Below are 15,302 nucleotides of genomic sequence, written 5' to 3'. Positions count from 1 at the left end.
CTGGATTATTTTGGGAGATTACCTATTTATCATCGGCTATTATTCAGTGCGTCTAAACATCTTTTAATGAAGACCGTGGTTTGTAACGAAAGCGTCTCAGAAAAGAGCTTTAAAGACTGCTTGCGGTCAATGGCGCCCTGTGATATCCCGAGAGTCCAACAATAAGCACTCACAGGCATCAACTGGTCCCCCAAGTACTGAAAAAGGGGGTCTTCCGGCGAAACAAAATAAGCTGGCTCTACCTGCGAGGACGATTAACCAGAAAGGAAGTACTACCATGGCACAAGTGACCATGAAAGAAATGCTAGACGCTGGCGTCCACTTCGGACATCAAACACAGCGTTGGAACCCAAAGATGAAACCTTATGTATACACAGCTCGCGGCGGTATTCACATTATCGACCTGCAAAAGACTGTTGTACGCGCAAACAAAGCTGCTGAGTTCGTAAAAGAAATCGCTGCTAACGGTGGTCGTTTGATCTTCGTTGGTACTAAAAAACAAGCGATCGAACCAATCCAAGAAGCTGCAGCAAAATGCGGTCAGTACTATGTTACTAAGCGTTGGTTGGGTGGCATGATGACGAACTTCGAAACGATCAAGTCTTCTATCGATCGTCTTCGCAAGATCGACACCATGAAAGAAAAAGGTGAATTCAACTACCTGACTAAGAAAGAGCGCGCGAAGCTTGAAAAAGAATACCTTCGCCTGACTGATTTCCTTGCTGGTATCCGCGACATGAAGGAAATGCCTTCCGCAATGTTCGTAGTTGATTTGCCAAAAGAGCACATCGCAGTTGCTGAAGCAAAACGCTTGGGCATCCCGGTTGTTGCTATCGCTGATACAAACTCTGATCCAGAGTCTGTTGAATACGCGATCCCAGGCAATGACGATGCTATCCGCTCCATCAAGTTGTTCTCCAACTTGGTAGCTGATGCTTACCTTGAAGGTGCTAAAGAGTGGGAAGGTAAACTTCGCACTATGACTGACAAGCAATCTGACGTTGCTAAAGAAGCAAAAGCAGATGGCAAGGAAGAAGCTCCTAAGAGACGTGGTGCTGGCGCGAAAGCCGGAGCAAAAGAAGCTCCTAAGAAATCCGCTGGTCCTGCAGTTGTTAAAGCCACTAAATCTCGCAAACTTGTTGCTGCTGGTACAGCAGAAGAAGTTGAGATCCAAGCTGAGCTTGAACAAGGCCAGTCTGACGAATCCGCAGAGTAATCTGCAGATCGTTCAAAAAAGGGTGGCCTAGCCACCCTTTTCTTTGTCCTGAATCTAAAAACTTAATTTATATTGTCATCCGCGGCCCGCTCGCGATGCAAAAAACTAAGGAGTCTTCCTAATGTCTATTTCCGCTACTCTTGTTAAAGAGCTAAGAGAAAAAACTAACGCAGGTATGATGGATTGCAAAAAGGCGCTTGAGGCGACTTCTGGCGATTTCAATGCTGCTGTTGAATGGTTGCGCGTAAAAGGTCTTGGCGCTGCCGCTAAGAAAGCTGACCGTATTGCTGCTGAAGGCGCTGTCTTCGCAGAACTTCATGGCAACACTGGTGTTGTTGTTGAAATCAACTCTGAGACTGACTTCGTTGCTCGTAACGATGGTTTCAAAGCATTGGCTGGCAACGTAGTTGCCCACTTGGCTAAGACAAACCTTGAAGGTGATGTATTGGCTCAGCCTTACGCTGCTGATTCTTCCAAAAAGCTGGGTGATTTGTTCACTGAAGCAACTGCTACTATCGGTGAAAAAATCGTTCTTCGTCGTCACGAAAAATACACTGCAACTGCAACTTCCCTGGTACACACGTACCTGCACGGCGAAGGCAAGATCGGTGTTATGGTTGAAGCCTCCGTTTCCAAGCCAGAAGCTGCAAACGCTCCTGCATTGAAAACTTTCGCTCAAGACGTTGCATTGCACATCGCTGCGATGAACCCAATGGCGATCTCTTCTGAACAGATCCCTGCGGATGTTGTTGCTAAAGAGAAAGAAATCCTGACTGCAAAAAATCTTGAGTCCGGCAAAAAACCAGAAATGATCGAAAAGATCGTTGAAGGTCAAATCCGCAAGTTCCTTGCTGAAAACTGCCTTCTTGATCAGCCATTCGTTAAGAACCCGGACATGAAAGTGTCTGACCTGGCGAAAGCTGTTGGCAAAGAAATCGGCGCAGACGTAACTGTAAAACGTTTCGTTCGCTTCGAACTGGGCGCTGGTATCGAAAAGAAAACCAACGACTTCGCAGCTGAAGTTGCTGCTCAGATGAAAGGACACTAGTTTGAAAGAGCCTGTTTATAAGCGCATTTTGCTGAAACTTAGTGGTGAAGCCCTGGCTGGAAAGCAAGGGACTGGTATCAACACTGCAACGATCACTCAGATCGCGCAGGACGTGGCAGCGGCTTACAAAGCAGGCGTTCAAATTGGCCTGGTCATCGGTGGTGGCAATATCTATCGTGGTGTTGCCGCCTCTGCTGAGGGCATGGATCGCGCAAGTGCTGACTATATGGGAATGCTTGCGACCTGTATCAATGCCCTGGCACTTCAGGACGCCTTGGAAAAACAAGGCGTTCCTACACGTGTTCAGACTGCCATCGAAATGGCGGAAATCGCTGAACCTTACATCCGTCGCAGAGCGATTCGTCACCTTGAAAAGAATCGTCTGGTGATTTTCGGCGCAGGCACCGGGAATCCTTTCTTCACGACCGACACTGCGGCTTCCCTTCGCGCCATGGAGATCAACGCTCAGGTGATCATGAAGGCAACCAAAGTGGACGGTATCTACGACAAAGACCCTGCTAAACACGCTGACGCGAAGAAATTCGACAAGATCAGCTACATCGACGTGCTCAACCGCGGACTTCAGGTGATGGATTCCACGGCGATCAGCATGTGCATGGACAATAAACTTCCTATTATCACCTTTGACCTCACTGTACCGGGCAACATCCTGAAAGCCGTTCAGGGTGAGACCATCGGAACGCTGGTACATTAATAAGGAGACAGCTATGGCTATCGCAGACGTTAAAAAGAATGCACAAGCAAAAATGGAAAAGACTTTGAACTCTTTGTCTGAAGAACTTAAAAAAGTTCGTACAGGCCGTGCTCAGGTTTCCATGCTGGACGGTATCCGTGTGAACTACTACGGAACTCCATCCCCGCTATCCCAGGTGGCTTCTATCTCCACTCCGGATGCAAAATCCTTCCTGATTGCACCTTGGGAAGTCGCTATCCTTAAAGACATCGAACAAGCGATCATCAAGTCTGAACTGGGCATGGCCCCAATGAACGACGGTAAAGTGATTCGTTTGAAAGTTCCTGACCTGACTGAAGAGCGCCGTAAAGACCTGGCGAAACAAGTTAAAAAGATCGCTGAAGAAGCACGCGTCGCTGTTCGTATGGCTCGTCGTGACGCCAACGATGAAGTTAAAAAACTTCAAAAAGACAAAGCTGTCAGCGAAGACGAAGGCAAAAAAGCCGAAGCAGACATCCAAAAAGTAACTGACGATTTCATCAAAAAAGTGGATCAGGTTGCTGACGAAAAAGAAAAAGCGATCCTGACCATCTAATCAGGGACTTATAAGATCATGGGTTTGCCAAAGCATATTGCCATCATTATGGACGGGAACGGTCGTTGGGCTCAGCTCAAGCGCCGTCCTCGCACGTTCGGGCATATCAAAGGCACCCGTGTCGCTAAAAAGATCATCACGGCGTGTTCACGCCGTGGGATCAAAAACCTGACCCTGTACGCTTTCAGCACTGAAAACTGGTTCCGCCCTCAAGAGGAAGTCAGCCTTTTGATGCTGATCCTGAGCCGTTACCTGAAACGCGAAACAGACAACCTGGTTAAAGAAAACATCCGCTTCTCGGTGATTGGCGATTTGTCGCGCCTTCCGCTGGATGTTGCCAATGCCATCGAAAAATCCATCGAAGCCACATCTCAATGCACAGGCCTGAATCTGGTCTTTGCCTTGAGCTATGGTTCTCGCCAGGAAATCACTCAAGCTGTGCGTGAAATCGCGGAAAAGATCGCGGCCGGGGAAATGTCCCCTGCTGACATCGACGAATCCGTGATCAACTCCTCTTTGAGCACTTTCCCAACACCGGATCCGGATCTGATCGTCCGTACCAGTGGGGAACAGCGTCTTTCGAATTTCCTTCTGTGGCAGGCTGCGTACTCTGAATTCTATTTCACAGAAGTACTGTGGCCCAACTTCACCGAGTCTCACCTCGACGAAGCCCTTCAGGCTTTTGCGATGAGACAACGCCGTTATGGCAAGGTCTCATCCAATGACAACAACCATGAAAAGCTTCCTAACTAGATCTGTTTCTGCAATTGTGGCCCTGGCCCTGATCATCGGACTTTATGTTTCGTTGGGGCTGATGGGACTTAAAATTGCGGTGGGTCTGATTGTTGTTATCGGCAACTGGGAACTGACGGCCATCTTGTTCCAGCGTGAAAAGTCCCAACTGATCAAAACACTTTTCAGAATTTTCACCTACGCGGTTTTCATTGCGTCGATCACGTCCCTGAGCATGGGGTCCATCGTTTATTCTTTGGCCGTGATCGGAATGATCATCACGGTTCTTTTGTCTTCGCATAAAGAAGGCAACCTGGAACACATGGCTTCTGTTCAGGCAAAATCGGCTCTGGGCCTTTTCTATATGGGTCTTTTGCCTTCTTTTGCATTCCGTTTGCTGGATCAGGCGTATGGCCTTTATTGGTTCATCTTCCTGCTGGCAGTTGTATTTGCCGGTGACACTTTGGCGTACGTGTTTGGCGTGCTGTTTGGCAAAAATAAAGTCATGCCTTCAGTTTCCCCTAAGAAAACCTGGCAGGGCTCGGTCGGTGGCATCATTGGTTCTGTGACCGCGGGTCTGATTTGCTGGTTGTTCCTGTTCCCGGAAAACAGTGTTGGTGTCTTCCTGCTTCTGGGTGGTGTTTCCGGGTTTGTGGGTCAATTCGGAGACTTCTTCGAATCTCTGCTGAAACGTGTGGCGGATGTGAAGGATTCAGGCAAAATCATGCCGGGTCATGGTGGTGTCCTGGATCGAGTCGACGGCGTCCTATTCGCAAGTCCTGTTGTTTTAGGCGGAGTTTTGATTCTGTCTCATCTTTTGTCTTAAGAGAAACGTCGAGCCCCACAGGAAAAATCCCTTAATTTTCTACCCCTTAATCCTTGGCTCACTCTAGAATGGACCAATGGATATTTTCTCATTCTTACAATCTGGTCTGTCTGCAATTGTTCCATTTGTCATCCTGCTGGGGATCCTGATCTTCGTTCATGAGCTGGGACACTTCCTTGTTGCCCGCTGGTGCGGAGTGCGTGTTGAGGTCTTCAGTCTGGGCTTTGGCAAAAAGCTTCTGACCTATAAAAAAGGTGACACCACTTACGCACTGTCTTTGATCCCGCTGGGTGGTTACGTGAAAATGTTCGGCGAACAAAACGGCGAAGGCATTTCGGAAGAAGACAAGAAAGTCTCTTTCACCCACAAAAACGTATGGCAGCGTATCGCCATCGTTCTGGCCGGCCCGCTGATGAACTTCTTCTTTGCGATCCTGGTGTTCTTCACCGTGGCCCTGATTGGCGAAGATGCCAAGATCCCGGTACTGGGTGATGTGGCGAAAGACTCTCCGGCCTACACGGCGGGCTTCCGCTCTGGGGATCAGATTGTTTCCATCAACCAAAAACCGATCACCACCTGGGAAGATGTTCAGCGCACCCTTTCCTTGAAAGAAAGCCACGACCTGCACATTGATGTCGATGTGAAACGTGAAGGCACGGGTGAATCCCTGACGGTTTCCACCACCGCCAAACCGGAACCCAATCCAAATGTGCTTTCCAGCTATGAATACATGGCCAATGTGGAGGGGATTTCCCCTTATTCCGCGGGCACAACGATCGGTGTTTTGGAAAACTCTCCGCTGCATGCTTTGGGTCTTCGCACCGGTGACACCATCACCAGCATTAATGGCGTCAAGGTTTCTTACTGGAGATCCTTGGAAGACACTTTGGCAAAATTCAGCGCCAAAGAGCCGTTGACCCTGGAAGTAATGGGCATGCGCGAAGGTGACAAGGCTGATAAAGCCATCACCGTGACCATGGCGCCAATTGAATCCATCAAGGCGTTTTCACTGGCGTCTTTGGGGCTTGAAAGTTCTGAATTGTATCTGTCCCGTGTGATTGAAGGCTCCCCGGCTCAGGCCGCGGGTCTGCGCGCCGGGGATCGTCTGGTGAAGATCAACAACATCACCCTGTCCAAATGGGAAGATGTTCTGAACAACATCAAATCCTTCGACGGCAAAAATCCGGTGTCTTTGTCCGTTCTGCGTGAAGGCAAAACCATTGATCTGGAAATCACTCCGAAGATGACCAAGCAGATGACGGCATCCGGTGCTGAGGAAAAGCGTTATACCATCGGTATTTCGCCTATTCCGAACATCGCTATGCCGGAGCTGATGACCCTTCGTTCTTCCAACCCGGTGGATGCTTTGATCCGCGGCACGGAAAAAACGTGGGAAGTGTCGGTCATGACGGTCATGAGCTTTGTTCGTTTGTTCCAGGCCAAGATCTCTCCGAAAAATATCGGTGGTGTGATCTCTATCGGTCAGGCCGCCAGCGAGACATTCAAGATTGGTATCACTCAGTTCCTGCAGATGATGGCTATCATTTCGGTGAATCTGTTCATCCTGAATTTGCTGCCGGTGCCGGTGCTTGACGGTGGTCATCTGGTGTTCTATGTGATTGAGCTGGTCAAAGGTGCTCCGCTGAGCATGAAGAAAATGGAAATCGCCCAGCAAGTGGGTCTGGCGATTTTGATGAGTCTTATGATCTTTGCCCTGTTTAATGACTTCACCCGCTTGTTTGGCCTATGAAAGTATTAGCTATGGAAACCAGCACCGCCGTCGGCGGTGTTGCCATCATCGTGGATGGAAATATCGTCGCCGAGGAAACCACTTTGCGGCAAAAAACCCATAGCGAAATCATCAGTCCCTTCACTGAAAACTGTCTGCTTAAAGCCGGATTGAAATTGGAAGACATCGACGTCTTTGCCGTGGGCCAGGGCCCGGGCAGTTTCACCGGCATCCGGGTTGCCGCCAATGCGGGAAAGACTTTTTCCTACAGCTTCAACAAGCCCCTGGTCACTATTGACTCGCTGATACTTTTGGCTGAACGCGCGCGCGGATCGGATAAGCCGGTTCTGGCCATCATCAATGCCTATAAAAACATGGTGTACACAGGTCTTTTTGATATGTCCGGTGAAGAACCGAAATATCTGAAAGGTCCAGCGGCCATTCCCGTTCGCGAACTTTCCCAACACATCAGTCAGGACGTCCTGGTCGTGGGTGACGGGTGGGAGGCCTATCATGAATACTTCCCTGAAGAGCTTGCGAAAAAAATGCACCGCGATTCCGGCCTGCCGGACTATCCGCTGGCGACAACGCTGGGTCTGATGGCGGAAGCCCGTGCAAAAAAAGGTCAAACTTTGGACTGGAAATCGTTTGTTCCTCTTTATATTCGCGCATCTGAAGCCGAAGAGACAAAAAAAGGGATTCTTATCTCACCATTGAAATAGCAAGAGGATGCAACCATGGATAAGGCTGTATTGGAATTCAAACCGACTCACGCAAACAAAGATCATGACACCAAACTATGGGTGGTCGCTTCCGGTAAAGGTGGCGTGGGTAAAACGTTTGTATCCTCTTCCCTGGGCATGACTCTTTCCAAGCTGGGCCACTCGGTTGTGATCGTCGATCTGGATCTTTCCGGTTCCAACATCCACACGGTGCTGGGTTTGAATCCTTCTCACATGAACATCCGTCACTATTTTGAAGGTGCTAAGACCCTGCAAGAGCTGGTGATCCCGACTCCGTATCCGCATCTTTCCTATGTTCAGGGCTTCTGGGATGCCTGGACACCGACTGATTTTTCCCAAAACCAGATTCAAAGCCTGATCCCGCAGTTGAAAAACCTGCGCGCGGATTATGTGATCGTGGACCTGGGCGCTGGCGCTTTGGAAGCTCACCTGGAGCTGTTCAAAGTGGCTGATGAAAAGTTCCTGATCACGACTCCGGAACCAACCAGCATTGAAAAGACCTATCGTTTTATTGAATCTTTCATGTGCTATTCCCTGCGTGAAAATTCCACGCCGGATGCTTACGGCAACATGATTTCCACTTTGCGCAATCACCGCCAAAGAACTTTGAGCAAGCCGTTCTCTTTCCGTTCTTATCTGAAAGAGGAAACCGGCATTCACTATGACTTCTTTGAGGCTCTTTCCTCAACACCAGTTCGTTTGTTGGTGAATACATCCCGCAATCAGGCCAACGATGACTTGGGTCACTCGATGAAAAGTGTCTGTAACAAGTACTACGACCTTGGTATTGATTACATCGGCGCGATCGACTATGACAATGCGGTGTGGCAGTCCGTGCGTGTGAGAGAACACGTGCTTGTCGCCCAACCCTTCACTCCCCTTGCAGGACAATTTTTGGCAACCTGCAAACAACTTATTGCTCCAGAGGAGCTTCGCGCCGTAGTATAATAGCTACGATGCAAGCGACGTCTAGATACAACTATTACGAAGTCCTGGAACTCACAGCCAACGCTCCTCAACATGAGGTGACGACGGCCTATGAGCGCGCTCGCTCGACTTATTCCGGGGACAATCCGGCGATCTACACTATTTTCTCTGAACAGGAAGCTCGCGAGCTTCTGGTTGTGATCGAAGAGGCCTATCAGGTTCTTGGTAACAAGATCCTTCGCAACATCTATGATCAAAGACTTTTGTCCGGCCGTTCTTCTTTGAACGATCTGACTTATGAATCCATCCTGGAAGCCAGCAAACAGGTTTTCCCTGAAACCAAAGTTGAAAAACCAGCAGCGGCTTATCAAAAGGATGAAACCTTCGAAAAAGAAATCGCGGCCCGCACCGACTGGGATGGCGCTTTCCTTAAAAAGGTTCGCGAGTACAAAAAGATCACCACTCAACGCATGAGTGAGATCACCAAAATCAATTCCTACTATGTCACAGCCATTGAAAACATGGATCCGGGCAATCTGCCGGTTGTGGTTTTCGTTCGTGGTTATGTGGTGCAAATTGCCAAAGCTTTGGGTCTGGACGAAAAAAAGGTCGCCGACTCATACATGACACACTTTAAAAACAAACTTGGAAAATAAGAACAACACGACTATTTCGGTCACTGCCACAGCAGAGATGAGTGGACTTCGCCTGGATAAAGCGATGGCCCTTATTCCTGAAATCGGCACCCGCTCCCGCGCAAGCCATCTGCTTGAAAGCAACGCGGTTCTGTTAAACGGGAAACCCACCAAAGCCTCTGTCGCCATCAAAGAAAACGACTTGATTGAAATTCAACTGCCCGAACCTGAACCATCCGAACTTCAGCCCTTTGATCTGAAACTGGATGTGCTGTTTGAAGATGAAGATCTGATTGTGATCAACAAACCCGCCGGCCTTGTTGTTCACCCGGCGGCGGGACATGCGCATGACACTTTGGTGAATGCTTTGATCCATCATACGGATGATCTTTCCATGAAGTTTGGCGAAGAACGTCCCGGCATCGTGCACCGCCTGGACAAAGAAACCAGCGGCATCATCGTTATTGCCAAAAACGACAAAGCCCATGAATCCCTGACTTCACAGTTCAAAGAGCGCAGCACACATAGAATTTATTATGCCGTCTGTTTGGGAACCGCGCGTACTTTGTCCGGCAGTGTTCGTAGTTTCCTGGCCCGCCACCCGGTGGATCGCAAACGTTATGCGTCTGTACTGGGGGATGACCGCAAGCCCCTGACTGATCCGAATGATGATCCGGGCCTGGGCAAGTGGGCGGTCACCCACTTTGAAGTGCTGCAAAGAAAAAGCGGCATGAGCTATCTGAAACTAAAGCTTGAAACCGGACGTACACACCAAATCCGTGTGCACATGTCTGAAAGCGGTCTGCCGATTGCCGGTGACACTTTGTATGGAGCCGATCGCAAGATCAAATCCATCGAAGCCCGCGCGACCCAGGAAGACCTTCGTACTTTACCAAGATTCCTGCTGCACGCAGCAGAGCTGGGGTTCACTCATCCCCGCACCAAAGAGCGCATGTTCTTCACAAAAGACTGGCCAGAAGATGTTCTGGTGCTGATTAAAAAATGGGGTTTGCTGTGAATTTGGAAAAAACCCCGCTTGGATATGAACTCAAAACCCCGCATATCACGGCCTTCTTCGGCGGCGCTGCGGCTCCGCTGGCGGACTTAAAATCCGCCTATCCTCAGTTTGATTTTGTCCGCCTAAAACAAATTCACAGCGATGCCGTTGTCGAAAGCAAAGACAGTTCTTTGGACTATCAAGTCCTGGGGGATGCGCAATTTTCTCGCAGCAAGAATTTGGCTTTGTGTGTGATCACCGCCGACTGTGTGCCGGTGCTTTTCTATCATCACGGGACGGAATTGATTTCTGGTGTCCACGCCGGCTGGCGCGGAGTTGCCAACAGAATTATCCCCAAGACCATACAGAAACTTATCTCTGAAGGTGCAACTGCTTCAGAGCTGAACGTGATCATCGGACCGCACATTCAGAAAAACAGTTTTGAGGTCGGAAACGACGTGCGCGATCAGATTCTATCCAGTCTGGGACCTTTAAGCCCGGCGGAACGCGCTCAGTATTTCGAAAATCTTACTGATGGAAAGTCCCTGGTGGATCTGAATCTTGTCGTGCGCACTCAGCTTGAACAAGAGGGAATCGTTCTAGAGCGCTTGTTTGATCTGCATATCGACACGGTCACCAACAGCGAATTTCACTCTTACCGCCGGGACAAGGAAAAATCCGGGCGCCAGATCAGCTTCATCTGCCGCACATGATACTGCCGCAGGAATTTTACCTTGAAGACACGACCCTGGTGGCTCAGTCTCTTCTGGGAAAAGTTCTGAATATCCGCACTGACTGTGGAATCCAACAAGCCCGCATCATTGAAACCGAAGCCTATCTAGGCATTGAGGATCCCGCCTGTCATACCTTTGAAGACCGTCGCACCAAACGCACCAAATCCATGTATCTGAATGGCGGGCATTCTTATGTGTATATGATTTATGGAATGTATTTTTGCCTGAACTTCGTGACCCGCACCCATGAACATCCCGAAGCAGTTTTGATTCGTGCGGTGGAACCACTGCCAGCACAGGAAAATCTGCGAAAAAAAGACCTAAAAACCAACGGTCCGGGCAAGCTTTGCAAGTACTACGACATCACCCGAAAGCATGACGGGCTCAAGCTGTGGAAAAATAGTTCTGATCTTTATGTGACAGACGATGATTTCAAAGTTTCAAAAGAACAAATTATCCCAACGGCACGTGTGGGTGTCGACTATGCCGGTGAAGCGGCAAAATGGCCTCTGCGTTTTTATCTGCGCGATCATCTGTTCGTTTCTAAAAAGTGATCAATTTACTGGACTGATAAAATTTTTTATTCATTCTGGACACACCAATGATGGTAAGCTGGACCCATACGGAACAGGTTATATTCAGCAGGTTTTAGGGAATGATTCAAAAGATCGAACATGGAGAAAGGCTCAACGTCGTCACCCACGCCATCGGAGCGTTACTGGCACTGATCGGGTGCGCTCTGCTGCTGGGACTTGCAGCCACAAAGCATGACACTTGGAAAATCTTCAGCTTCGGTGTCTATGCGGTCTGTACTGTCGGTCTTTACTGTATTTCCACCATCTATCACGGCACCCGCGGAGAACGAAAAAATCTGTATCGTCGTCTGGACTATATCGGCATCTATCTGAAGATCGCCGGAGGTTATACTCCGTATGCCCTGCTGGCATTGCGTGGAACTTTGGGTTGGGTGATTCTGGGAATCGTCTGGTCTTTGGCGGTGGTGGGGATTTTCTGGGAACTTCTAAATCCGAAGAACCGTCTGCCTTCGCTGCTTTTGTATTCCACCATGGCCGTGACCATCTTCCCGTTTATCAAATATCTGATGGATGCGATTCCCCCGATGGGTTTTGCGATGATCATCGCAGGCTTCATCAGTTATGGCATCGGCATGTTCTTTTTCCTGAATGACGAACGCATCAAACACGGCCACGGCGTATGGCACGTCTGCGTGATGGGCGGAACCGCCCTGCAGTACCTGTGTCTGCTGATTTATTTCACTTAGTTCTTGCTCGCTCCTTGATTGCACAAGTGCAATTTAGGGGTATATTTACAACAAAACACATCTCTATTTAACCCTGATAGAGAGAGTGGTAAACACCCCTATCTACATTCCATAGAAGGGTTAATATGAAATCACTAGTTCTTGTTTCTGCAATTTTATTCTCTCAAATTTCTTATGCTGCCAATGTGACGAAAGCAGATTGCGAATTGATCCTGAGCATTCCTGAGGTGACTGAAGAATTCCGTCAGTCTGAATACAACAAATGCATTGCTGAAATTACCTATTCCATCAGCGAACAAATGACCTGCGCCAATCACTGCGATTTGCTTATCAAATACGGGGCTTCTGACGATCAGTTTGGTCAGTGCGTAACTGACTGCTTGGATAAAAATAAATCCTGCGAATAACGGTAGGATGGGGTCGGAAACTGACCCAGATAGAAAAATAAAAAAGGCGGAGGATTCTCCGTCTTTTTTCGTTTTAGGGATCAAAAACGAAAAAACCCGCTGATTAAGCGGGTTTAGTTGCCTTGAACTTTTGAAGAAAAATGGTGGCTTGAGACGGAATTGAACCGCCGACACAAGGATTTTCAGTCCTCTGCTCTACCAACTGAGCTACCAAGCCACTGGAACATATGCGTTCAAAGAGACCAAAGGTTTATCCATTGGCCCCCTGCATGTCAACAGTTAAGCCTTATCAAAAGCAGTTTTAAGGTCGGCAATCAGGTCGTTCAGATCCTCTACGCCCACAGAAAGGCGGATCAGAGTGTCGTCGATCCCCAAAGCCTTGCGGTTTTCAGGCGGAACGGAGGCATGCGTCATAATCGCCGGATGTTCGATCAGGGACTCTACCCCTCCCAAACTCTCGGCCAATGAAAAGACATTCACGTTTTCCAGGAACTTACGAGCCGAATCCAGGCCCCCTTTAATGTAGAAAGTGATCATCCCACCGAAACCATGCATTTGTTCTTTCGCCAAAGCATGCTGAGGATGGCTTTCCAGACCCGGATAGATGACTTTGTCCACTTTTGGATGTCCTTCCAAGAACTTCGCAATCGCCATGGCATTTTCCTGATGGGCTTTCATACGAAGTGGCAAAGTTTTCAAACTTCGCAGGAACATAAAGGAATCAAACGCCCCTTGAGTCGCCCCGATACCGTTGCTTAAGAACGCCATTCTTTCTGCCAGATCCGCACGGGATACAACGACCATACCACCGACAGTGTCACTGTGGCCGCCGATGTATTTTGTCGCAGAATGAACCACGATATCCGCACCCAGCTCCAAAGGTCTTTGGAAGTAGGGGCTCATGAACGTGTTATCAACTGCAACCAGAATGCCTTTGGCTTTGGCGATGGCTGCGATCTTTTTGATATCAACCAGCTTCAAAGTCGGATTGGTCGGAGTTTCCAACCACACCAGCTTGGTGTTTGGTTTTACGGCTTTTTCAAAGTTTTCAACCTTCGTCAGATCAACGAAAGAAAACTCCATGCCATCGTGCTTAAGGATTTTGTCAAACAGACGGAAAGTGCCGCCGTACATGTCATCCATGGCAATCACATGATCGCCGCCTTTGAGAAGGTGCAAAACAGTTGTCGTCGCCGCGCAACCGGAAGAAAACGCAAAACCATGTTTGCCTCCCTCAAGACTTGCCATGCAGCTTTCATAGGCGTGACGAGTGGGATTGTGCGTGCGGGAATATTCCCAGCCTTTGTGAACACCCGGAGATTCTTGTACGTAAGTCGAGGTCAAATAAACCGGCGTCATGATGGCGCCGGTAGAAGGATCCGGAGCTTGGCCAGCATGAATCGCACGAGTGGAAAAACCAAGATTGTCGTTCATTTTTTTCTCATTCACCTGCTCTATTATTTTTTAAGGTCAGCCAGGGCTTCTTCTGCAGAAACCACGCGATTGAAGGCGTTTTTCATGTCAGCATCAGTCAGGAATTCGTTTTCAACCATCCATTTGTCGTTGAAGGCTTTGCTCAGATAAGCGCGACCGCTATCCGGGAAAATCACCACGATGTTGGAAGGTTTTTCCAGTTTTTCCGCCGCTTTCATCGCTCCTACCAAGGCCAAAGCGCTGGATGGACCGACCAAGAGACCTTCTTCAGCCACCAAACGACGGGTCATCGCGAAAGCTTCTGGATCAGAAACACGAACAAAGCCGTCATAGATGTCCAGATGGACGTTGTCAGGAAGCATGTCCTCACCAACACCTTCAACTTTATAAGAGCCTGGAGGATCCACGATTTTTTTATGATAGAACAAATCATACAAAATACTGCCGATTGGATCCGTACAGATGGCCTTCACCTGCGGATTCATCTCTTTCATGTAGCGAGCGATACCGGACAAAGTTCCGCCGGTGCCTGCGCCACCCACGATCATGTCGACTTTTCCATCCATCTGCTTCCAGATTTCTGGACCTGTGGTGCGATAGTGACGCTCAGGGTTGTCAGGATTGTGGAATTGGTTCACCAGGAACGCGCCCGGAGTTTCATCGGCGATCTTTTTTGATACAGAGTAATGGCTCATCGGATCTTCCGGCATCACCATCGGTGTGATAACCACTTTCGCGCCGTAGGCACGCAAGATCGCGCGTTTTTCGTCACTCATCTTTTCTGGCATCACGAAAATGCACTTATAACCCTTCACCGCCGCTGCCAAAGCCAGACCCACACCGGTGTTTCCGGAAGTGGCTTCCACAATAGTGCCGCCGGGTTTTAAGTCCCCGCGCTTTTCCGCTTCTTCAATCATCGCCACCGCAACGCGGTCTTTGATGCTTCCACCCGGGTTGAAGTACTCAACTTTGGCGAAAAACTGGTGTTTGGAACCTTTGGTGACGTTGTTCAAACGCACCATCGGGGTGTTTCCGATAGCTTCGAGAATGGAACCGTAAATCTGTGACATGGGACTATCTTTCTAGTTCTTTTCTTCGGTTGGAACGAAGGTGGGATGTGTTCATGGACTGCAGGACCGTATTGATCTGAGTCATTGGATCCAGGGAATAAGGCATTCCCAGCTCGTTGGTCAGCTGCTTAACAAGCTGACGACTGGGTTGATCTTTCATCAACTCGTCCACCAGTTTTTCAAGTGCCACCTGCTTTTTATCAGCCTGAGCCATAGGAATCCTCCAACAGAAG

The 15,302-nt window shown here is 48.9% G+C and carries 18 protein-coding genes and 1 tRNA gene; 15 read left to right on the top strand and 4 right to left on the bottom strand.

Annotation, left to right across the window (positions count from 1 at the left end):
• Positions 1-277 precede the first annotated feature (277 nt).
• The 15 genes from rpsB to B9G79_RS00695 all read left to right on the top strand — a co-directional run bounded on the left by rpsB (position 278) and on the right by B9G79_RS00695 (position 12,565).
• A complete protein-coding gene (rpsB, locus tag B9G79_RS00765; RefSeq protein ID WP_088563854.1) occupies positions 278-1,216 on the top strand; it encodes a 30S ribosomal protein S2 in 939 nt (312 codons plus the stop codon).
• Positions 1,217-1,337: 121 nt separating this feature from the next.
• Positions 1,338-2,264 carry a translation elongation factor Ts gene (gene tsf, locus B9G79_RS00760; RefSeq protein ID WP_088563853.1) on the top strand — a complete coding sequence of 309 codons (927 nt, stop codon included), beginning with the start codon at positions 1,338-1,340 and terminating at the stop codon, positions 2,262-2,264.
• A gap of 1 nt (position 2,265) precedes the next feature.
• Positions 2,266-2,979: a UMP kinase gene (pyrH, locus tag B9G79_RS00755; RefSeq protein WP_011166086.1), complete on the top strand. Its 714-nt coding sequence runs from the start codon at positions 2,266-2,268 to the stop codon at positions 2,977-2,979.
• 13 nt (positions 2,980-2,992) lie between these two features.
• The gene (frr, locus tag B9G79_RS00750; protein WP_088563852.1) at positions 2,993-3,553 is read left to right on the top strand and encodes a ribosome recycling factor; all 561 of its coding nucleotides are present in this window, start codon (positions 2,993-2,995) and stop codon (positions 3,551-3,553) included.
• A gap of 18 nt (positions 3,554-3,571) precedes the next feature.
• Complete coding sequence (locus B9G79_RS00745) at positions 3,572-4,306, top strand: isoprenyl transferase (RefSeq protein WP_088563851.1); 735 nt, start codon at positions 3,572-3,574, stop codon at positions 4,304-4,306.
• Positions 4,287-5,111: a phosphatidate cytidylyltransferase gene (locus B9G79_RS00740; RefSeq protein WP_088563850.1), complete on the top strand. Its 825-nt coding sequence runs from the start codon at positions 4,287-4,289 to the stop codon at positions 5,109-5,111. The genes B9G79_RS00745 and B9G79_RS00740 overlap by 20 nt, the downstream gene beginning before the upstream one ends.
• A 76-nt stretch (positions 5,112-5,187) precedes the next feature.
• The gene (gene rseP / locus B9G79_RS00735; RefSeq protein WP_088563849.1) at positions 5,188-6,861 is read left to right on the top strand and encodes an RIP metalloprotease RseP; all 1,674 of its coding nucleotides are present in this window, start codon (positions 5,188-5,190) and stop codon (positions 6,859-6,861) included.
• The gene (tsaB, locus tag B9G79_RS00730; protein WP_088563848.1) at positions 6,858-7,562 is read left to right on the top strand and encodes a tRNA (adenosine(37)-N6)-threonylcarbamoyltransferase complex dimerization subunit type 1 TsaB; all 705 of its coding nucleotides are present in this window, start codon (positions 6,858-6,860) and stop codon (positions 7,560-7,562) included. The genes rseP and tsaB overlap by 4 nt, the downstream gene beginning before the upstream one ends.
• Positions 7,563-7,577: 15 nt before the next feature.
• On the top strand, positions 7,578-8,531 hold the full coding sequence (locus tag B9G79_RS00725; protein WP_088563847.1) for a P-loop NTPase: 954 nt from the start codon (positions 7,578-7,580) through the stop codon (positions 8,529-8,531).
• A gap of 8 nt (positions 8,532-8,539) precedes the next feature.
• Positions 8,540-9,166 carry a helix-turn-helix domain-containing protein gene (locus B9G79_RS00720; protein WP_088563846.1) on the top strand — a complete coding sequence of 209 codons (627 nt, stop codon included), beginning with the start codon at positions 8,540-8,542 and terminating at the stop codon, positions 9,164-9,166.
• Positions 9,167-9,203: 37 nt separating this feature from the next.
• Positions 9,204-10,163: an RluA family pseudouridine synthase gene (locus B9G79_RS00715; RefSeq protein WP_088563845.1), complete on the top strand. Its 960-nt coding sequence runs from the start codon at positions 9,204-9,206 to the stop codon at positions 10,161-10,163.
• Positions 10,160-10,855 (top strand): peptidoglycan editing factor PgeF, encoded by a 696-nt coding sequence (gene pgeF, locus B9G79_RS00710; RefSeq protein WP_088566727.1) that lies wholly within the window; start codon positions 10,160-10,162, stop codon positions 10,853-10,855. Before B9G79_RS00715 ends, pgeF begins: the two co-directional genes overlap by 4 nt.
• The gene (locus B9G79_RS00705) at positions 10,852-11,430 is read left to right on the top strand and encodes a DNA-3-methyladenine glycosylase (protein WP_088563844.1); all 579 of its coding nucleotides are present in this window, start codon (positions 10,852-10,854) and stop codon (positions 11,428-11,430) included. Before pgeF ends, B9G79_RS00705 begins: the two co-directional genes overlap by 4 nt.
• 101 nt (positions 11,431-11,531) lie before the next feature.
• Positions 11,532-12,158: a PAQR family membrane homeostasis protein TrhA gene (gene trhA / locus B9G79_RS00700; protein ID WP_088563843.1), complete on the top strand. Its 627-nt coding sequence runs from the start codon at positions 11,532-11,534 to the stop codon at positions 12,156-12,158.
• Positions 12,159-12,283: 125 nt separating this feature from the next.
• Positions 12,284-12,565: a hypothetical protein gene (locus B9G79_RS00695; protein WP_088563842.1), complete on the top strand. Its 282-nt coding sequence runs from the start codon at positions 12,284-12,286 to the stop codon at positions 12,563-12,565.
• 141 nt (positions 12,566-12,706) lie between these two features.
• Here B9G79_RS00695 and B9G79_RS00690 read toward each other — a convergent pair.
• From B9G79_RS00690 to B9G79_RS00675, 4 genes are all read right to left on the bottom strand, one after another.
• Positions 12,707-12,782 (bottom strand) — tRNA-Phe (locus tag B9G79_RS00690).
• A 62-nt stretch (positions 12,783-12,844) separates the two neighbouring features.
• Positions 12,845-13,999 carry a cystathionine gamma-synthase gene (locus tag B9G79_RS00685; protein WP_088566726.1) on the bottom strand — a complete coding sequence of 385 codons (1,155 nt, stop codon included), beginning with the start codon at positions 13,997-13,999 and terminating at the stop codon, positions 12,845-12,847.
• A 23-nt stretch (positions 14,000-14,022) separates the two neighbouring features.
• Positions 14,023-15,069 carry a PLP-dependent cysteine synthase family protein gene (locus B9G79_RS00680; protein ID WP_088563841.1) on the bottom strand — a complete coding sequence of 349 codons (1,047 nt, stop codon included), beginning with the start codon at positions 15,067-15,069 and terminating at the stop codon, positions 14,023-14,025.
• A gap of 4 nt (positions 15,070-15,073) precedes the next feature.
• Positions 15,074-15,283, bottom strand: coding sequence for a hypothetical protein (locus tag B9G79_RS00675; protein ID WP_015092751.1), 210 nt, complete (start codon positions 15,281-15,283; stop codon positions 15,074-15,076).
• Positions 15,284-15,302 lie beyond the last annotated feature (19 nt).

The sequence above is a fragment of the Bdellovibrio bacteriovorus genome, from assembly GCF_002208115.1.
Taxonomy (GTDB): Bacteria; Bdellovibrionota; Bdellovibrionia; order Bdellovibrionales; family Bdellovibrionaceae; genus Bdellovibrio; species Bdellovibrio bacteriovorus_C.
This window is presented reverse-complemented; position numbering and strand designations above follow the sequence as displayed.